A 17134-nucleotide genomic window follows, 5' to 3' on the forward strand; every position below is an offset into this window, starting at 1 on the left:
ACACAGCGGGGGTCCTGGAGAACCTGGTGACCTGATTGGGAATCAACGCGGTCGCCAGTGAGGGAATACCCGTGAGGAAGATGCACCGGACAGACAGGCGTCCCAGCACAATCCCCCCGGATCGTATGCTGGGACGCCCTCCGCCGGAGTCCAACGGGTGGTGTGGAACCCGGACCGAAATCGCACCGACGGTTCAAGAACCAACAGGCTCTTGGGCTCTCTCCCCCCGGAGAGAGCAATGTTGACCCTACAACCATCCACTGCGTGTTCACCCGTTGTCCACCAACAGGGGAACGTTCCGCCCAGCCACAAGCATCTCCTCAGGTCTCGAGGCCAGCAGGTCCCGTACCGGGTCCCAGGTGCGGTTCAGTGAGAGCAGTCAGGCGAGCAGTGCCGCAGGTGGTACTGCTGGGCGTGGATCATCTTTCGCTCCCCGATCCCGTCCTCGAGGATCCACACGACACCATGGGCGGGGTCCACCTGGTCCACGGGGCCCGCATACAGCAGCTGATCCTGGTCCCACACCTCCATACGGCCGCCATGGGCGACCTTGCTCAGGTCCTGGATCCACGCCTCACTACTGCTCATGGGACTGTCCTCCTCTTGGTTTCATCCATCAGGCTACTTCCCGTTATGCTTCCGCAGCATGCTTCAGGCATTCTCCTCGCGCAGTCCCGGCGCATCCCCAGCAAAGGCGTGACCGCCAGCCCCTGGCCCTGCAACCAAGCCGCTCACAGGGGATGTCCTCACCCGCAGCTGGGGGCCCGTGTCCTTCGAAGCGCGGTGGATGGATGGAGGGATGACCGGGAGGATTTTGCCCGGCGCAGCAGGAGACCTCTACCGTCGATCATGAGCGGGTCGGGCAGCGCAGCCCGAAAACCTCGCTCGCCTCAAGGAAAGGGGATACTCTTCGTGGATCCCAAGATCTCCGTGCTCGCCGACATCGACATGGACGGCACCTACGTGAGCCTGGTCGTGACCGGGCGTCTGACCGAAGCCAACCAGCAAGGGCTGCACCCGTTGATCCGCCAGGCCAGGTCCATGGCCCCAGGTGGGGTGATCAGTGTTGACCTGCGTGGCGCTGAGGACGTCGAGGACGGCGCCGTGGAATCGTTGCGCTGGGCGATCGGCCACAACAACGACACCGGCCCCGCAACCGAGTCGGTGGACATCCTCATCCCCGACCACGCCCCGGACCACGAGCCCAGGGCCACTCCGGCCCCTGAGGCCGCGGTGTGACCTGAGGCACGCACCGCCCCGCCGGGCGCCCGGATGATGGAAACTGCCCCCCCCCCCCCCCGACCCCGTCCCCGCCACGACCGGCGGCACCGGCCTGGAAACCACTGAGGAGTTCCCGGCCGATGTGGCCGGCCTGTCCCTGACCCAGCTGCACGTGCTGCACAGCAAGCTCTGCCGTCAGCTGGACCACGAAACCCTTACCCATCCCGCCGGCGCTCATCCGCTCACCCAGGACCGCCACCAGGAAGTCGTCAGCGAACTCGACGCCCGCGCCACCACCGACACCGACCAAGGAGCTGCTCACTGAGCATCTGTCCGGCGCGCGATGATGTACGTCGAGAACATGCGGCTCTGATGCCTGCGAGTCAATCGACACAAGCGTGTCATCGAATCGCCGTCAAGGCAGGGCAACGGATCCGCCCTGAACCGATCCGAAAGGCAGAAATGCACAACACCTCGTTGATCACCAGGAGATCGGTCATCACCGGCTCCGGCGTGGGATTGCTGGCGATGATCACCGGTTGCACGAACACCGCCGGCCCCGACGACCCGGCCACCGCCTCGCCCCCGCAGGGAGGGGCATCCGGAGAGTGGTCCTACGAAGGGGCATCAGGCCCGCAGCACTGGGGCGAGCTCGACGACGAGTTCACGACCTGCAGCACCGGAACGGCCCAGTCCCCGATCGACGTCCCCAGCAACGCCCCCCTTTCCTCCAGCCCGACCACCCTCGACTACACGGTCGCGGACTTCCAGGCCCGCGACACCGGACACACGGTCGAACTCCACGCCCTGTCACCTCAACGCATCACGGTTGACGGAACCCAGTACACCTTCAAACAGATGCACTACCACGCCCCGTCCGAGCACACCGTCGGCGGCACGAGCTATGAAGCCGAGTTCCACTTCGTCCACCAGTCCGACGACGACGCCCTGGCTGTCATCGGGGTGCTTGCCACCGCGGGAAAGGACAACGCCGCGTGGTCTCCGGTCATTGACGCAGTGCCGGCCACCCGAGGCGGGAACTCACCTGAGGTCACCGGCCTCACGCTGACCTCCTTGCTCCCCGACTCCCTGGGCCACTACGCCTACGACGGCAGTCTGACCACCCCACCGTGCAGCGAAGGCGTCCGTTGGCTCCTGCTGCAGACACCGATCGAACTGAGCACCGGCCAGATCGAAGACCTCCGGTCCGTGCACTCCGGCAACAACCGCCCGACACGGCCGTTGAACAACCGGAAGATCAGCCAGACCGGCCAGTGATCAACCTGTACTCCAGCAACAAGGACTGGTTCGGATCCGCTTGATCTGTGACGGGCAGGCCCCATGAACACACCGTGACGCGCCACTGGACCGATACCTGCCGACGGGAATCGCGCACGAGGACTGACACGTGCGCGGGGCGAGGCGCACCTTGGGTGCGGTGAGTAGGGAACGGCCACGCGCACGCTCTGTTCGAGCTGCGGCGAGGTGCCCGGTGATGGAGAACTCCGCCAGATCAAGGCCCACGGTGAGTCGGAAGCGGGCACACCGTCGGGAGGTGCTGCATGGACGCTGAGATCGGCAACGGCCCAGGGGGAGAGCTTGCTGGGTGATACGAGGAGCCCTTCAGCTCGCGGCGGACCAGCAGCAGCCGGGAAGTGATGACCTCAGCAAAGTTGCGGTGGCCTCGCCACCACGCCGATGCCAGGATCTGCACGGTCCCGGGCGGACTCAGCCGGGATCTGAGTCGGCATGGCAGGGCTACCCAGCCAGATGCGCTGATCTTCACAGCTGCACGGGCAACTGGGCCATGGGTCAGTCCGGCGAGCTAACCGGAGCTTCAGCAGTCCCCGGGAAAACACCCAGGGGTGCTGACTAACGTTATCGGCAGGGGCGGGTGCGTTGTTGCCACTGCGGCGTGCCCGCCCCGCCGACCACATCCTGCAGCAGCGTACTGCGGCGATGTCCGGGACACCGGGTTGGTGAGCGGTGGTCCTTTTTCGTCCCTCAGGGGCCCGGAGGCGATCTCGGCGGGAGTAGTAGTGAGCATGCTTGTCATCGGGGTCGGGACATCAGGGTTTCCTCCTGTAAGACTGTGCGGAGTACCGGTCCCGCTAACCCGATGTGGTCGGCTCCAGCCGGGCCTGTTGTCACCGATCAGATCGCAGGAGGTGGCCCGTGGAGGGATTTGTTCTGGTGCTGGTCCTGGCCGCCCTGCCGGCGGCCGGGAATTTCCTGGGCGGACTTGCCGCGGAGCTGGTCGATGTCTCCGAGCGAACCCTGTCCCTGTCCTTGCACCTGGCCGCCGGCATCGTCATGGCCGTGGTCGGCCTCGAGCTCATGCCCGAAGCCCTGGAAGCCTCCGCCCCATGGGTCCCGATCCTCGCCTTCGTCGCCGGTGGGGCGTTCTTCATGGGCATCGAACGGACCATCGGCTCCATCCAGGCACGCCTCGGCGCCGGCAAGGAGAACGCCGGTCCGCTAGCAATCTTCACCGGGGTGTCCCTGGACCTGTTCAGCGACGGGGTGATGATCGGCACCGCCACCGTCCTCAACCCGTCCCTGGGCCTGCTGCTGGCCCTCGGGCAGGTCCCGGCCGACGCGCCGGAAGGCTTCGCCGCCATCGCCACCCTGCGCCGGGCCGGAATCCGGCGCCGCACCCGGATCCTGATGTCCCTGGGTTTTGCCCTGCCGATCCTGATCGGGGCGGCCCTGGGTTACTTCGCGTTGCGCCAGGCCCCGGAGATCCTCACCCTGTCGGTGCTGGCGCTCACCGGCGGGGCGCTGACCAGCGTGGTGGTCGAAGAAATACTCACCGAAGCCCACGAGGGAGACACCAGCGTGTGGGACCCGATCCTGCTCACCGGCGGTTTCGCCCTCTTCGCGGCGATCTCCGTCTACCTCGGCGCCTGACTACCATGCCGACTTGCGGCAGCGAGTCCACAAGCACCGCAGACGATCAGCTGACGTGGCGCCATGCGCCGAACAGCACCCGGACAGTGTGGCTAAAACGAGCCTTTTCGGGCACAAGTTTTGTAGAAACGGATCAGCGCAAGTCGAGGAAGGAGCGCAGCTGGGCGAAGGCTTCGGGGATCACGCTGTAGTGGGCCCACCGGCCGCGCTGTTCGCGGGTGAGCAGACCGGCGTCGACGAGCTTTTTCATGTGGTGGCTGACTGTGGGCTGGCTGATGCCCAGTTCCTCGGTGAGGTCGCATGCGCACACGGCCTCGCACCCTTGGCCGACGACGTGGGAGAGCAGGCGCAGACGCATGGGGTCGGCCAGGGCCTTGAGGACCCTGGCGATCTGCTGGGCGTCCTGAGCGCCGATGGGGCCGCCCGAGAGCGAGCAGCACTCGTTCCGGAACGGGTGCGGGGCGCACTCGGTGGCTGCGGTGGCCTGGAGGTCGGCTGCGATGGTCATCACTCCATTGTACATTGACGGAGTTCGATGTGACCCGTAATGTTCGGCATAGATGTTCGTCGATACGAAGGGTTGTCCCCGCCCATGAGCGCCACCACGACCGCCTCTGCTCCCGATCAGGGGGTTATGAAGGACCTGTCCTTCCTGAACCGCTGGCTGCCGGCCTGGATCCTGGCCGCCATGGCCGCGGGGCTCCTGCTCGGCCGGCTCGTGCCCGGCATCGACACGGCGCTGGAGGCCGTGAAGGTCGGGGAGGTCTCGCTGCCCATCGCGATCGGGTTGCTGGTGATGATGTACCCGGTGCTGGCCAAGGTCCGCTACGACGAAACCCACCGGGTCGCCGGCGACCGCCGCCTGCTGGGGGCGTCCCTGGTCCTGAACTGGGTCGTGGGTCCGGCGCTGATGTTCGTCCTGGCCTGGGCGCTGCTGCCCGACCTGCCCGAGTACCGCACGGGCCTGATCATCGTGGGCCTGGCCCGCTGCATCGCCATGGTCATGATCTGGAACGACCTCGCCTGCGGAGACCGCGAGGCCGCCGCCGTGCTCGTGGCCGTCAACTCCGTCTTCCAGGTGCTCGCCTTCGGCGTCCTGGGCTGGTTCTACCTCCAGGTGCTGCCCGCCTGGCTGGGCCTGCCCACCACGTCCGCAGAGTTCTCCGTGTGGTCGATCGTGGTGTCCGTCCTCGTGTTCCTGGGCATTCCCTTGGCCGCGGGCTTTTTGACCCGCACCCTCGGCGAGAAGGCCAAGGGTCGGCAGTGGTACGAGGAGCGATTCCTGCCCAAGCTCGGCCCGTGGGCCCTCTACGGACTGCTGTTCACCATCGTGCTGCTGTTCGCCCTGCAGGGCGATGCCATCACCTCGAACCCGTGGGACGTCGCCCGGATCGCGCTGCCCCTGCTGGCGTACTTCTTCCTCATGTTCGGCATCGCCCTGCTGGCCTCCCGCGCCCTGGGACTGAACTACGCGAAATCCACCACCGTGGCCTTCACCGCTGCGGGCAACAACTTCGAACTGGCCATTGCCGTGGCCATCGCCACCTTCGGGGTCACCTCCGGGCAGGCCCTGGCCGGGGTGGTAGGCCCGCTCATCGAGGTCCCGGTCTTGGTCGCCCTGGTGTACGTCTCCCTGTGGGCCGGGCGCAAGCTCTTCCCCGGCGACGCCACCGTCCCCACCCGCTAATCCCCGCATCCCGTCCCCGCGAGCATCCAGGAGCAACCGTTGAACGCCACCCAGCCGTCCGTCCTGTTCGTCTGCGCCAAGAACGGCGGCAAGTCCCAGATGGCCGCGGCCCTGATGGCGCGCCGCGCCCACGGCGCCGTGGACGTCCACTCCGCGGGCACGAGGCCCGGGAAACAGATCAACGCCCTGTCCGCCGAGGTCGTCGCCGAGGTCGGGGCGGACATGTCCCACGGAAAGCCGAAGGCGATCGACCCGGAGCTGCTGCGCCGCGTGGACCGTGTCGTGGTGCTGGGCGACGAGGCCGTCGTCGAACCCGTCGAGGGCATGACCGGCACGATCGAGACCTGGACCCTGAACGAGCCGTCCGAGCGCGGGATCGAAGGTGCCGAGCGCATGCGGATGGTGCGCGACGACATCGACGCCCGGGTCCAAGCCCTGCTCACCGAGCTCACCGGCACCCCCTGACCGCGTCCACCCTCCTGTCGTTCTTTTCCACGCCTTGAAAGGACTTTTCCTGCCATGACTCCCCAGACTTCCCAGACTGCCGAGATCCTCCCGTCCGGGCCCCGGATCGAGGTGTTCGAACCGGCCCTGTGCTGCAACACCGGAGTGTGCGGCCCCGATGTGGACGAGGCCCTGGTGGAGTTCACCGCCGACCTCGAAAACCTGCGCTCCCGCGGGGTGGACATCACCCGGCACAACCTGGCCAACGACCCCCAGGCATTCGCGGACACCCCGGCGGTGAGCGACTTCCTGCGCGTGGCCGGCTCCGCCGGGCTGCCCCTGGTCCTGGTCGACGGAGTCACCGTCGCCACCGGCGCCTACCCCGACCGGGCACGCCTGGAGGCCCTGGCCCAGTCGGCCTCCCCGGCCCCGGAGCCCGGGACACATCAGGACCTGGGCCTTAGCGCTGCGACCTCCAAGGACTCCGCCGGGTGCTGCGGCCCCACCGGCTGCTGCTGAACCTGCGGTGACCGACGATCTCCTGTTTCGGAAAGCGAGCACGATGACGTTCCTCGACCACACCCCCCGGTTCCTGTTCTTCACCGGCAAGGGCGGGGTGGGCAAGACCTCTCTGGCCTGCGCCGCCGCCGTGCACCTGGCCGGTGCGGGCCGGAAAGTGCTGCTGGTGAGCACGGACCCGGCCTCCAACGTGGGCCAGGTCTTCGGGGCGAGCATCGGCAACACGATCACCGCGATCCCGGAGATCCCGGGCCTGCACGCCCTGGAGATCGACCCGGAGCAGGCCGCTGAGGCCTACCGGGAGAAGATCGTCGGACCGGTCCGCGGGCTGCTTCCCGAGGCGGAGATCGCCTCGATCACCGAGCAGCTCTCCGGGTCGTGCACCACCGAGATCGCCTCCTTCAACGAGTTCACCGCGATCCTCGCCGACGCGACGATCGGTGAGCGCTACGACCACGTCCTGTTCGACACCGCCCCCACCGGGCACACCGTCCGGCTCCTGCGGCTGCCGGGGGACTGGACCGCGTTCCTGGACACCGGCAAGGGTGACGCCTCTTGCCTGGGCCCGCTCTCGGGCCTGGAGAAGCAGCACAGCACGTACGCCGCGGCGGTGGTCGCCCTGGCCGACCCGGCCCGGACCCGGTTGGTGCTGGTGGCCCGCGCCCAGGAGTCGAGCCTCGCCGAGGTTGCCCGCACGCACGAGGAGCTGGCGCGGATCGGGATGACCGAGCAGCACCTGGTGGTCAACGGCCTGATGCCCGCCGGGGAGGACCCCCTGGTGGCGGTGGTGCGGGCCCGCGAGCAGGCCGCCCTGGCCCAGATGCCGGCGGTCCTCACCGGCCTGCCGCGCGACGAGATAGCGCTGCGCCCGCAGAACATGGTCGGGGTTCCCGCCCTGCGGTCCCTGCTCACCGACGACGACGGCGCCCCGGAGCCGGCGGCGTCCACCCCGCCCGCGGAGCTCGACCTGCCTGGCCTGGGGGTCCTGGTGGACGAGCTCGCCGGCCAGGACCACGGCCTGGTCGTGTGCATGGGCAAGGGCGGGGTCGGCAAGACCACCGTGGCCGCGGCCGTCGCCGTGGCCCTGGCCCACCGCGGCCACGACGTGCACCTGACCACCACCGATCCGGCCGCCCACCTCTCTGGAACCCTGTCCGGGGGAGTCGAGCACCTGGCAGTCTCGCGGATCGACCCCGAACAGGCCGTCGCCGCCTACCGCGACCGGGTGCTGGCCTCCAAGGGGAGGAACCTGGACGAGACCGGCCGGGCGCAGCTGGCGGAGGACCTGCAGTCCCCGTGCACCGAGGAGGTCGCGGTCTTCCACGAGTTCTCCAAGGTGGTCAACGAGTCCCGCCGCCGCTTCGTGGTCATGGACACCGCCCCCACCGGGCACACCCTCCTGCTGCTGGACGCCACGGGCTCCTACCACCGGGAGATCGCCCGCAGCATGGGTGAGAGTTCCTCCTACACCACCCCGCTGATGCGCCTGCAGGACAAGGAGCTGACCAAGCTCGTGCTGGTCACCCTGGCCGAGACCACCCCGGTGCTGGAGGCGACCCAGCTGCAGGAGGACCTGGAACGGGCCGACCTGCACCCCTGGGCGTGGGTCGTCAACAACTCCGTGGCCGCCACCGATCCCGACTCGGCGTTCCTGCGAGAACGCGCCCGCCACGAGCTAGAGCAGATCCGCACCGTGCAGCAACTGGCCGCCCGGACCGCCGTGATCCCTCTGCTGGCCGTCGAACCCGTGGGCGAGACCGCCCTGGCGGAGCTCACCGGACCCGCCCGCGTCCGATCCTGAACCACGCGATCCTCTTTCCTCCTTCGACAGAACGGACACCACCCCCGATGAGCACCGAGACCACCAAGCCCAGCGTCCTGTTCGTGTGCGTGCACAACGCCGGCCGCTCCCAGATGGCCGCCGCCTACCTCACCCACCTCTCGCAGGGACGCATCGAGGTGCGCTCGGCCGGCTCCGCCCCGGCGGACTCCGTGAACCCTGCCGCCGTGGAGGCCATGGCTGAAGAGGGCATCGACATGAGCGCCGAGACCCCCAAGATCCTCACCGACGAAGCCGTCCAGGACTCCGACGTGGTCATCACCATGGGGTGCGGGGACGCCTGCCCCTTCTTCCCGGGCAAGCGCTACGAGGACTGGAAGCTCGACGACCCCGCCGGGCAGGGCATCGAGGCCGTGCGCCCGATCCGCGACGACATCAAGGGCAGGATCCAGCAGCTGATCGCCGAGCTGCTGCCCGCCGAGCACACCACCACCAAGTAAGGGCCCGGGAAATGAGCACGCACGAGGTGACCGACAAGCTGATCATCATCGGCTCCGGCCCGGCCGGCTACACCGCCGCCATCTACGCCGCCCGGGCCGGGCTGGCCCCGCGGGTGATCGCCGGCTCCGTCACCCACGGCGGGGCGCTGATGAACACCACCGAGGTGGAGAACTTCCCCGGCTTCCCGTCCGGCATCCAGGGCCCGGAGCTCATGGCCGGCCTCAGCGAGCAGGCCGAGCGGTTCGGGACGCTCATCGACTACGACGACGCCGCCTCGATCCAGCTCACCGGCCACCTGAAGGAGGTCACCACCCTGGAAGGGGCGACCTACCGGGCTCCGGCGGTGATCGTGGCCACCGGCTCCGCCTACAAGGAACTCGGCCTGCCCGAGGAGAAGACCCTCAGCGGTCACGGGGTGTCGTGGTGTGCGACCTGCGACGGGTTCTTCTTCCGCGACCAGGACATCGTCGTGGTCGGCGGCGGCGACTCCGCCATGGAAGAAGCCCTGTTCCTGACCCGCTTCGCCTCCTCCGTCACCGTGGTCGTGCGCCACGACGCGCTACGAGCCTCGAAGATCATGGCGCAGCGGGCCAAGGACAACGAGAAAATACGCTTCGCCCACAACAGTGCCGTCACCGCCATCCACGGCCAGGACAAGGTCACCGGGATCACCCTGACCGACACCACCACGGGAACCACTCGCGAGCTGGCCGCCACCGGTGTGTTCGTGGCCATCGGACACCTCCCGCGCACCGAGCTCGTACAGGGTCAGCTGGAGCTGGACGAGGAGGGCTACATCGTCGTCGACTCCCCCACCACCGTCACGAACCTGCCCGGGGTCTTCGCCTGCGGGGACGCGGTCGACCACCGCTACCGCCAGGCCATCACCGCCGCCGGCACCGGCTGCGCGGCCGGCCTGGACGCCGAACGCTACCTGGCCGCTCTGGAGGACGCCGACAGCATCGCCACCGCCCTGGTGGAAGAGAACACCCACGCCTGAGCCACTGCGGCCCGCGCCCCCTCGAGGACACACCTGTCCGCTGACGCTCCGGTGACCCCGGGGCCCCTCCCTCACCGCCGAACGCCGTCGATCGCCAAGGAGCCGTCATGACCCAGCCCGCCGAGACCAGAGACACCCACGTCCTGCAGCGCACCGCCGAGCACCTGGCCAAACGCTATGAGGGGATCTTCTCCCCGGAGACGGTCGAACGCTACGTCTTCGAGTCCTACACGACGCTCTCCCGCACCGCGCGCATCCGCACCTACCTGGCGGCCACCGCCGGGCACTTCGCCGACGACCGGCTCCGGGCACTGGCCCAGTCCCAAGGCAAGATCGACTCCCCCGTCCCGCAAGTGCTGTTCGTGTGCGTGCACAACATCGGCCGCTCCCAGATCGCCGCGGCACTGCTGAGCCACTACGCCGGGGAGAAGGTAGAGGTGCGCTCCGCCGGATCCCTGCCCGGGGCCGAGGTCCACCCCCTGGTGGTGCAGGTCCTTGCCGAACGCGGGATCGATTTGGCGCACGCCTACCCCAAGCCGCTGACCGACGACGTGGTGCGCGCGGCCGACTACGTGATCACCATGGGCTGCGGAGACGCCTGCCCGGTCTACCCGGGCAAACGCTACCTGGACTGGGGCATCGCCGATCCCTCCGAGCGGACCCTGGAGGGCGTGCGGACCATCGTCGACGCCATCGACACCCGGGTGCATGCCCTGTGGGACCAGATTCGCGACTGACCGCACACCCCTTCGTTTCTTGACCCCGCCCCGCACGCAGAGGCGGAACCGACCGCGTCCGAGAGCCAGCAGGGAAAGCAAACCACCGCAGACAGTCCCGACTCAGGCGCTCGGCATGGGCAGTTGACGGACACGACGGTAGAGCGTGGCCCTCGACATCCCGAGGTCGCGGGCGACCTGGGTAGCCGGCTCTCCGCCCTCGATCAGCCGCATAGCATTGCGGATCTGGGAGTCGGTGAAGGTCGGGCGCCGCCCGCCCAGGTCCTTGCCGGCGGCCCGACGCTTGGCCACCGAGTCAGTGATCCGCTCCCGCTTGATCTCCAACTCCATCTGCGCCAAGGCAGCCATGACGGTGAAGACCATCGAACCCATCGGGGTGTGGGTGTCCACGTCTCCCCCACCCAGGTTCAGCACCCGCAACCCCGCACCTCTCCCCCGCAGCGCCTCGGCGAAAGCCAGCATGTTCTGCGTCGACCGCCCCAGACGGTCCAGGGTGGTGACGACCAAGGTGTCGTCCTCCTCAAGCGCGGCCACGGCCTTGTTGAATTGTGGACGTAAAGCGTGGGCTCCAGACACTCCATGATCGACGTAGAGGTCATCGCGCCGCACGCCAGCGGCGATCAGGTCAGCCACTTGACGGTCCGCATCCTGCTGCCGCGTCGAAACTCGCGCGTATCCGATCAACTTCCCCATGGCAACCCCTATGTGTCTCGCAACCAATGTCTGGTACACGATTCTAGGCACGCAGATAAAGTACATAGTTGCAAGACTTGCCGGACCGCGGGAAACCGCCAAAATTCGTGGCCGCAAAATTCGCCGGACGAGACGTCTCGCATCCCATGCCTTCAGAGACACACTCGATGTGGTTCGCATGACTGCCGGGCAAGCGCATGCCATGGTTACGATGATGTGCATCGATGTCAGCTACGAGCCATAAGGGGAACGATGCCGTTCGAGGTGTTCGACAAGAGAATGACTCCGCTGGCTAAGGCACCGAGTGTGACTATCCAAAAGCGCGGGGTGATCTCGCTGAACAAGGCCGCTCACGACCTAATCAACAACGCCGAGACGGTCGAACTGCTCTACGACCACGACCGCCAGGTCATGGCACTGCGCGTCGCCGATGACTCCGCCCCGCACGCCTACGCGGTCCGGAACGGTTCCAAGCGTGGCCCTGGGCAGGCGGTTGTCTCGGCCACGGCCTTTACCGCCCACTACGACATCGACACCACAGCCACGAGGCGGTGGAAGCCCTTCGTGGAGGACGGCATGCTCTGCGTGGACCTCACCCAGGAGGGCACGGTCATCACCGGAAACCGGGCAAAGGCCATCGATGCTGCCGCCAGCACAGATATTTCCACGGCTGATCAAGCCGCTGATATCGGACTCACTGCAGAGACAGAATGAGCCGGGCATAGGCTACGGCAGACCCGCGGGTTTCTTGTCGGACAACTATCGAAGCTGGTTTCTTATGACTGCTGGTCCTGCCTAAACATGCGGCGCGAGGATTTCGGCAACATCATGCATGGCGTAGCGACTTTCGAGAAGAACAAGAATTTCTGCAGGTGTACGTGGGGGGTTGCGTAGTCGGCCTGCAAGGGTGTGAAGCGCGTACGCCGCCCTCAACGGATCGACGTCTGCAGTGTCTGCTGCGAACTCGGCAGGGTGTAGAACTTTGATGTGCGCGGGCACTTTTTCCGGCTGAATGTGCTTGAAATTGTCGGTGACAATCCCTCCCGCACCCCCCACGACGGCGGCTGCGACAACATGCTCGTCGTTGGGGTCGCGCAGCCCGTAACTTCCCTCCAGTGGTCCCCAGCCAGTCACGAGTGCGTCGTCGAAGTTCGTGCGCATCTTCATGATGAGGTAGTCAGAACGCCGCTGGGATTCTTCTGCCTCCACCCCACGCCCAAGTAGCTTCAGTTCCTCATGCCGGCGTAGTTCTCCGAGGATGGCCTCACTCCACAGCGGCCGATACAAACCTTCCGCCGCCATACTCAGGATGAAATCCCGTTGCAAACTGGGCCATAAAACACAGGTATCAAGGATGGCGGCGAACATGTTGCCATCCTTGCACTTGGTTACCCATGATTCTGTCGTGTCGCCGCAACCTCGGCCCGAACCTGGCGCAGTCGTTCAGCGACAACCTCGGGGCTTTCTTCAAGGTCGTAGTCATCGGCCGTATCGAAGATTGCTCGGTACTGCTCCTCGCGACGCTGCTTGCGGTAACGCAATACATCGTCCAGGCGAAGTAGCCGGCGGCGCTTCCCGGGCGTATCCGCGGGAAGCTTGCCCTCGTCAATGAGCTTCACGACGGTAGGTCGACTTACTCCTAAAAGGTCGGCCGCCTGCTGGGTCGTCAGCGTCTGCGTCTGTGGGACCACAGTCACCGCTCGACCAGCCTGCAGGGCCTCGACGACCTGGCGCAGGACGCGGTAGACGTTCTCAGGAATCTCGACACTATCGTTAGGCTCTGCCCCCACCAGGAGATATCGAGGCGCGGGGCGTTCACCCCTAGAGGCCTCATGCGCCTCGATGAAGTCGTACACCTTCGCTAGCTGGTCCGAACCCTCCGGCAGATAGGTCTGCTGCTCAAGCGTCTGTGCGGACATCGTCACCACTCTCCCTTAGATATGAAACAATCGTAACCCCTTTCGTTTGCTTCGTAAATGCCTTGGAGGCCGCACCACGCCCTTGAGTCGGGGCACGCCCCTATCGCCCGCCAGGAAAATTTCAAGGTGTCTGAGGCCAGCGAACCGGGGCTTCCCTTGCGGGGTCAGGGCGCAAGCTGGGCGTAGACCACGTAGTTGTCCTCGAACTGGCCGGTCAACAAGTTGTACCCGTCGCAGGTGATCAGGCGCAGCTCAGCCCCTGCGGTGTCGCCGTAGACGGCTTGGGTGTCGAAGTTGTCCTTGGAGTACTGCTCACCGCGCTGAACAACGAACACCGCGGTGGTGCCGTCGTGGCGGGCGACCTCGATGGTGTCCCCAGGCTCGAGCTCCCGCAGGCCTGCGAAGACACCGGGGCCCCCATCGGTGGCATTGACGTGGCCCAGCAGGATCGCCGGACCCGGCTCGCCCGGGACCGGGGACTGGTTGTACCAGGCCGCCGGTGAACCCGGCTCCCCCGGCGGCACTTCCAGGCTCCCATCGGCCCGCAACCCCAGGTGCAGCAGGGGCGAGTCGGTGCCTGTGGCGGGGATGCGCACGGACACCGGAGGGGCTTCGTCGTCGGCTTTGGGCGTCGCAGAAGGCGACGGCGTGGCAGAGGCGGACGGTGCCGGTGCCGTGGACGGTGAGGTGGCGGTCCTCGAGGGCACGGGATCAGCTGTTGCCGACGATGTCGTTGCCGGCGGCTGGGTGCTGGCAGAACCGGTGTCGGCGCAGCCGCTGACCAACAGCAGCGTGAGCGCCGCACCGGCCAGAAGGCCGGTGCGGCGCTCACGGGCAGCACTCATCACGGAGAAGGATTCCGTCCGGTCAGAATCGGTGTAGCTATCAGGCTCAGACCTGGGCAGCGCGGCGGCGGGCCACGATGCTCGCACCGGCGGCGGCCAGCAGGGTCAGACCACCGGCCACGGCCAGGCCGGACACGGTGTTCTCGGACTCCACGGCGACACCGGTCTCAGCCCCACCCACGGGGACCTGACCGACCTGATTGTACTGGCCGTTGCCCCAGGACTCTGGCACGTAGTCCACGATGACGTCCGTGCCACTGTCGGCCTCGTCGTCGCCGCCCTGCTCACAGGCGATGCCATCGAGGTCACGATCCAGGTGCGGAGCATAAGCCGGGTCCCCGACCGGGATGTTCACCCGGCCCGCGGCACGAGCCTCAGCGCAGTTGTCGAAACCAGCGACATCCGTCGGGGTCTCAGCAACCGGAGTGACCGGGGGAACGGAGACACCGTCATCGGGCACCAGGGCGGCGTTGTAGACAGCGCCGTCCTTCTCACACCCGACACCGTCGACGGGTTGGTCCAGGTGCGTGCCGTACCCGGGGGAACCGGCCGGAATGTTGTAGACGCCGTACTGGGCCGCCTGCGTGCAGTTGTCGAAAACGATCGGGGCCGCTGCGGCCGGAACCATCGACAGGCCGGTGAACCCGGCGGCGGCCAGCACGGCCATCCCTGCGGTGATCTTCTTCATTGTGTCCCCTTTGAACGAAAGCAAATGGATGTATCTGGATCCTATGGACTGGGATCGACTCTTGTGGGGACACCACGACTTTCCGGTCGTCGCAGTGCTATGGAACCCGTAAATCTAGGCCTTCTTGCACCCGACCCAGGCGTCAGTGTTGTGGATTCCTGCTCCGTGGACGCCGTGAGGGCTGCTTGCAGTCCCCCTGAAAGGGGACATGTCCACCACCGCACGGGTAGGTGTGCGATAGCCCCATGAGTCCTCGCCACCATGAGCTGCCTCAGCAAGTAGGAGCCGCCGCACGCATCGACGCTCATGGGCGTTCCTTTGAGCTAGGTCATCCCGAAGGGCCGTGCGGGCTCATCGGCCGGCAAGACCAGCAAGACCAGATTGCCGGGCACCGGGGCCGGAGGACATGACTTCGTGCCAGGTCGCCGGGGACTACCCGCCTCTACAGGGCCGAACGCGTTGACCCCTCGTCCCTTTGGCACAGGACAGGTACCCGCTCAACTCTTCCGGAGATCAACGACGTACATCACACATGTCAGGCGTCGCCGTGCTGGGGAGGATCCGTGACGTGGGCTGATGCCCGTGCGAACCAGCAACACGGTAAAGATCGGACACCCTAGTAATTTGCAGATGCTACCAAGTGGTATTTCTTTGACTGTCGTCCTCCATCGCATCGAAGTCCAAGACCGGCAAAGTCATCTCCGTCTCCTGAGGCCGTGGCACTGGCGGGCGCAGGACGGTGGCGTTGTGATCAGTAACGGCCACGAAGACGAGTAGCACACAGGGACGACCGGCTGGATGGTTTCCCCTCCCCCACCGAGCACAGGAAACACCACCCATGACCCCCCACCGTGGCCTGCCCGACCCCCTGCCGCCGTTGCCCAAGTCCCCCTCCGGGCGCACCCCACAGTGGGTGATCGATGAGGCCCTGAGCCGACAAAACGGGTCTGCTGCGGCCGGCCAACGTCGGCGCCGCCGTCGGGCCGACCGGACCATGAACCGGGAGACGCCGGTCTCGGACTGGCGCCGCTGGGAGCCTCCAGTGTCGGACCGTAGTCCCCGCCGGAACTCATGGGGAATGACCCTTCTGGTGCTCACGCTCGTCGTGGGAGTACCGGCGATCGGTGGATACCTCGTGCTGCCCCATGTCCAGGAGCGACTGATCAGCGCCTCCTCCACCCCGGCACTACCATCCCCGCCACCACAGGATCCCGGCCCCGCCTCCGGGCCCGCGGAGCAGGCCGCACATGAACCGCCGATCGACATCACCACCGTCCATCCCGTGCCCGAGGGGGACGTCATCGTGGGACCTGCCGATCTCGACGTCCCAGGGCATTCCACGGATGGGCGCATCCCGGTGCCGGCGGACGCCGACAACGCCTACGGCCCCTCGGCCGGGGTGGACTCAGCCGCCCACCCCCTCGGGAGGCCCCCGGTTGTGCCCGACACCGGTGGGTACAGCCTGCTGGCCACCCAGAGCCCCGGGGACCAGGTCGTCGCCTACGATCCGTGCCGCCCGATCCGCTATGTCGTGCGCCCCGATGGCGCCCCCGCCGGTGGACAGCAACTGCTCGAACAAGCCATCGCGGAGATTTCGGCGGCCACTGGGTTGCAGTTCCTCGACGACGGCCCCACCACAGAGGCACCCCGGCAGGACCGGGAGCCCTACCAGCCCGAGCGCTACGGTGAACGCTGGGCGCCCGTGCTCATCACCTGGTCCACCCCGACGGAATACCCGGACCTGGCCGGCGAGGTCGTCGGCCTGGGCGGCAGCACCTCCCTGCAGGTCGGCAACAGCCCGCACGCCTACGTCACCGGTCTCATGACCCTCGACGCCCCCGACCTGCAAGAGACACTTCAGCACCCTGCAGGAGCCGAGATTGTCCGGGCCGTCATCATGCACGAACTCGGTCACGTGCTCGGCCTGGGCCACGTCGAGGACCCCACCCACCTGATGCACGGGGTGAGCACTGAGCACAACACCGCCCTCACCGCCGGCGACCGGGCCGGACTGGCCAAGCTCGGCGCCGGCCAATGCGTTCCCCAGCTCTAGCGAAAGCCCCGTCCAAGGGAGGCTTATCAGATGCACGCCTGGCCTCCTCACCCGACCCCCCCCCAGTACACTCGGCGGTGATCGATGAGCGTGATCGTCACCCTCCTCAGATGAGGTGACGATCGCTTTCGATACTT

The 17134-nt window shown here is 66.9% G+C and carries 21 protein-coding genes; 14 read left to right on the top strand and 7 right to left on the bottom strand.

Annotation, left to right across the window (positions count from 1 at the left end; all coding sequences use genetic code 11):
• Positions 1-366: 366 nt before the first annotated feature.
• Complete coding sequence (locus AYX06_RS17910; RefSeq protein WP_062737292.1) at positions 367-588, bottom strand: hypothetical protein; 222 nt, start codon at positions 586-588, stop codon at positions 367-369.
• Positions 589-912: 324 nt separating this feature from the next.
• Between AYX06_RS17910 and AYX06_RS17915 the strand changes: the two genes are divergently transcribed.
• From AYX06_RS17915 to AYX06_RS17930, 4 genes are all read left to right on the top strand, one after another.
• Positions 913-1239 carry a hypothetical protein gene (locus tag AYX06_RS17915; RefSeq protein ID WP_062737293.1) on the top strand — a complete coding sequence of 109 codons (327 nt, stop codon included), beginning with the start codon at positions 913-915 and terminating at the stop codon, positions 1237-1239.
• A 124-nt stretch (positions 1240-1363) separates the two neighbouring features.
• A complete protein-coding gene (locus AYX06_RS17920) occupies positions 1364-1546 on the top strand; it encodes a hypothetical protein (protein ID WP_062737294.1) in 183 nt (60 codons plus the stop codon).
• Positions 1547-1683: 137 nt separating this feature from the next.
• Positions 1684-2499, top strand: coding sequence for a carbonic anhydrase (locus tag AYX06_RS17925; RefSeq protein WP_062737295.1), 816 nt, complete (start codon positions 1684-1686; stop codon positions 2497-2499).
• An 897-nt stretch (positions 2500-3396) separates the two neighbouring features.
• Positions 3397-4131 carry a ZIP family metal transporter gene (locus AYX06_RS17930; protein ID WP_062737296.1) on the top strand — a complete coding sequence of 245 codons (735 nt, stop codon included), beginning with the start codon at positions 3397-3399 and terminating at the stop codon, positions 4129-4131.
• A 133-nt stretch (positions 4132-4264) separates the two neighbouring features.
• Here AYX06_RS17930 and AYX06_RS17935 read toward each other — a convergent pair whose 3' ends face one another.
• Positions 4265-4639, bottom strand: coding sequence for an ArsR/SmtB family transcription factor (locus AYX06_RS17935; protein ID WP_084271825.1), 375 nt, complete (start codon positions 4637-4639; stop codon positions 4265-4267).
• 84 nt (positions 4640-4723) lie between these two features.
• Here AYX06_RS17935 and arsB point away from each other — a divergent pair, with 84 nt between their 5' ends.
• The 7 genes from arsB to AYX06_RS17970 all read left to right on the top strand — a co-directional run bounded on the left by arsB (position 4724) and on the right by AYX06_RS17970 (position 10799).
• Positions 4724-5818 (top strand): ACR3 family arsenite efflux transporter, encoded by a 1095-nt coding sequence (gene arsB / locus AYX06_RS17940; protein ID WP_062737297.1) that lies wholly within the window; start codon positions 4724-4726, stop codon positions 5816-5818.
• 39 nt (positions 5819-5857) lie between these two features.
• Positions 5858-6283, top strand: a complete 426-nt coding sequence (locus AYX06_RS17945) for an arsenate-mycothiol transferase ArsC (protein WP_062737298.1) — start codon at positions 5858-5860, stop codon at positions 6281-6283.
• A gap of 54 nt (positions 6284-6337) precedes the next feature.
• Entirely contained in the window at positions 6338-6781 is a 444-nt protein-coding gene (gene arsD, locus AYX06_RS17950; protein ID WP_062737299.1) for an arsenite efflux transporter metallochaperone ArsD, read from the top strand.
• A gap of 43 nt (positions 6782-6824) precedes the next feature.
• Positions 6825-8582: an arsenical pump-driving ATPase gene (arsA, locus tag AYX06_RS17955; RefSeq protein WP_062737300.1), complete on the top strand. Its 1758-nt coding sequence runs from the start codon at positions 6825-6827 to the stop codon at positions 8580-8582.
• A 47-nt stretch (positions 8583-8629) separates the two neighbouring features.
• On the top strand, positions 8630-9061 hold the full coding sequence (locus AYX06_RS17960; protein ID WP_062737301.1) for an arsenate reductase ArsC: 432 nt from the start codon (positions 8630-8632) through the stop codon (positions 9059-9061).
• 11 nt (positions 9062-9072) lie between these two features.
• Positions 9073-10062, top strand: a complete 990-nt coding sequence (trxB, locus tag AYX06_RS17965) for a thioredoxin-disulfide reductase (protein ID WP_062737302.1) — start codon at positions 9073-9075, stop codon at positions 10060-10062.
• 107 nt (positions 10063-10169) lie between these two features.
• Positions 10170-10799, top strand: coding sequence for an arsenate reductase ArsC (locus AYX06_RS17970; protein WP_062737303.1), 630 nt, complete (start codon positions 10170-10172; stop codon positions 10797-10799).
• 102 nt (positions 10800-10901) lie between these two features.
• Here the strand turns inward: AYX06_RS17970 and AYX06_RS17975 are convergent, their stop codons facing one another.
• Positions 10902-11492 (bottom strand): recombinase family protein, encoded by a 591-nt coding sequence (locus AYX06_RS17975; protein ID WP_062737396.1) that lies wholly within the window; start codon positions 11490-11492, stop codon positions 10902-10904.
• 252 nt (positions 11493-11744) lie between these two features.
• On the opposite strand from AYX06_RS17975, the gene AYX06_RS17980 reads away from it, so the two are divergent.
• Positions 11745-12206 (top strand): hypothetical protein, encoded by a 462-nt coding sequence (locus AYX06_RS17980; protein ID WP_062737304.1) that lies wholly within the window; start codon positions 11745-11747, stop codon positions 12204-12206.
• 81 nt (positions 12207-12287) lie between these two features.
• On the opposite strand, the gene AYX06_RS19535 is transcribed toward AYX06_RS17980, so the two are convergent.
• The 3 genes from AYX06_RS19535 to AYX06_RS20640 form a co-directional block, all read right to left on the bottom strand.
• Positions 12288-12860, bottom strand: coding sequence for a PIN domain-containing protein (locus AYX06_RS19535; protein WP_084271826.1), 573 nt, complete (start codon positions 12858-12860; stop codon positions 12288-12290).
• A gap of 20 nt (positions 12861-12880) precedes the next feature.
• The gene (locus AYX06_RS17985) at positions 12881-13411 is read right to left on the bottom strand and encodes an excisionase family DNA-binding protein (protein ID WP_062737397.1); all 531 of its coding nucleotides are present in this window, start codon (positions 13409-13411) and stop codon (positions 12881-12883) included.
• Positions 13412-13575: 164 nt separating this feature from the next.
• Entirely contained in the window at positions 13576-14118 is a 543-nt protein-coding gene (locus AYX06_RS20640) for a class F sortase (RefSeq protein WP_255250919.1), read from the bottom strand.
• Between AYX06_RS20640 and AYX06_RS20645 the strand changes: the two genes are divergently transcribed.
• Positions 14060-14293 (top strand): hypothetical protein, encoded by a 234-nt coding sequence (locus tag AYX06_RS20645; protein WP_232319483.1) that lies wholly within the window; start codon positions 14060-14062, stop codon positions 14291-14293. The genes AYX06_RS20640 and AYX06_RS20645 overlap by 59 nt on opposite strands.
• Positions 14294-14302: 9 nt before the next feature.
• Here AYX06_RS20645 and AYX06_RS17995 read toward each other — a convergent pair whose 3' ends face one another.
• Positions 14303-14944 carry an excalibur calcium-binding domain-containing protein gene (locus tag AYX06_RS17995; RefSeq protein WP_062737305.1) on the bottom strand — a complete coding sequence of 214 codons (642 nt, stop codon included), beginning with the start codon at positions 14942-14944 and terminating at the stop codon, positions 14303-14305.
• Between the two features lie 1078 nt (positions 14945-16022).
• Between AYX06_RS17995 and AYX06_RS18000 the strand changes: the two genes are divergently transcribed.
• Complete coding sequence (locus tag AYX06_RS18000) at positions 16023-16997, top strand: matrixin family metalloprotease (protein ID WP_062737306.1); 975 nt, start codon at positions 16023-16025, stop codon at positions 16995-16997.
• The last annotated feature ends 137 nt before the right edge of the window (positions 16998-17134 follow it).

The organism is Kocuria turfanensis (genome assembly GCF_001580365.1).
In the GTDB taxonomy this organism is placed as follows: Bacteria; Actinomycetota; Actinomycetes; order Actinomycetales; family Micrococcaceae; genus Kocuria; species Kocuria turfanensis.

Coding starts and splice junctions, on each gene's coding strand:
- AYX06_RS17995 (WP_062737305.1), bottom strand. CDS start 14,944: ATGAAGAAGATCACCGCAGGGATGGCCGTGCTGGCCGCCGCCGGGTTC.
- AYX06_RS17925 (WP_062737295.1), top strand. CDS start 1,684: ATGCACAACACCTCGTTGATCACCAGGAGATCGGTCATCACCGGCTCC.
- AYX06_RS19535 (WP_084271826.1), bottom strand. CDS start 12,860: ATGTTCGCCGCCATCCTTGATACCTGTGTTTTATGGCCCAGTTTGCAA.
- AYX06_RS17975 (WP_062737396.1), bottom strand. CDS start 11,492: ATGGGGAAGTTGATCGGATACGCGCGAGTTTCGACGCGGCAGCAGGAT.
- AYX06_RS17985 (WP_062737397.1), bottom strand. CDS start 13,411: ATGTCCGCACAGACGCTTGAGCAGCAGACCTATCTGCCGGAGGGTTCG.
- arsA (WP_062737300.1), top strand. CDS start 6,825: ATGACGTTCCTCGACCACACCCCCCGGTTCCTGTTCTTCACCGGCAAG.
- AYX06_RS17960 (WP_062737301.1), top strand. CDS start 8,630: ATGAGCACCGAGACCACCAAGCCCAGCGTCCTGTTCGTGTGCGTGCAC.
- AYX06_RS17910 (WP_062737292.1), bottom strand. CDS start 588: ATGAGCAGTAGTGAGGCGTGGATCCAGGACCTGAGCAAGGTCGCCCAT.
- AYX06_RS17970 (WP_062737303.1), top strand. CDS start 10,170: ATGACCCAGCCCGCCGAGACCAGAGACACCCACGTCCTGCAGCGCACC.
- AYX06_RS17935 (WP_084271825.1), bottom strand. CDS start 4,639: ATGACCATCGCAGCCGACCTCCAGGCCACCGCAGCCACCGAGTGCGCC.
- arsD (WP_062737299.1), top strand. CDS start 6,338: ATGACTCCCCAGACTTCCCAGACTGCCGAGATCCTCCCGTCCGGGCCC.
- AYX06_RS17980 (WP_062737304.1), top strand. CDS start 11,745: ATGCCGTTCGAGGTGTTCGACAAGAGAATGACTCCGCTGGCTAAGGCA.
- trxB (WP_062737302.1), top strand. CDS start 9,073: ATGAGCACGCACGAGGTGACCGACAAGCTGATCATCATCGGCTCCGGC.
- arsB (WP_062737297.1), top strand. CDS start 4,724: ATGAGCGCCACCACGACCGCCTCTGCTCCCGATCAGGGGGTTATGAAG.
- AYX06_RS18000 (WP_062737306.1), top strand. CDS start 16,023: ATGACCCTTCTGGTGCTCACGCTCGTCGTGGGAGTACCGGCGATCGGT.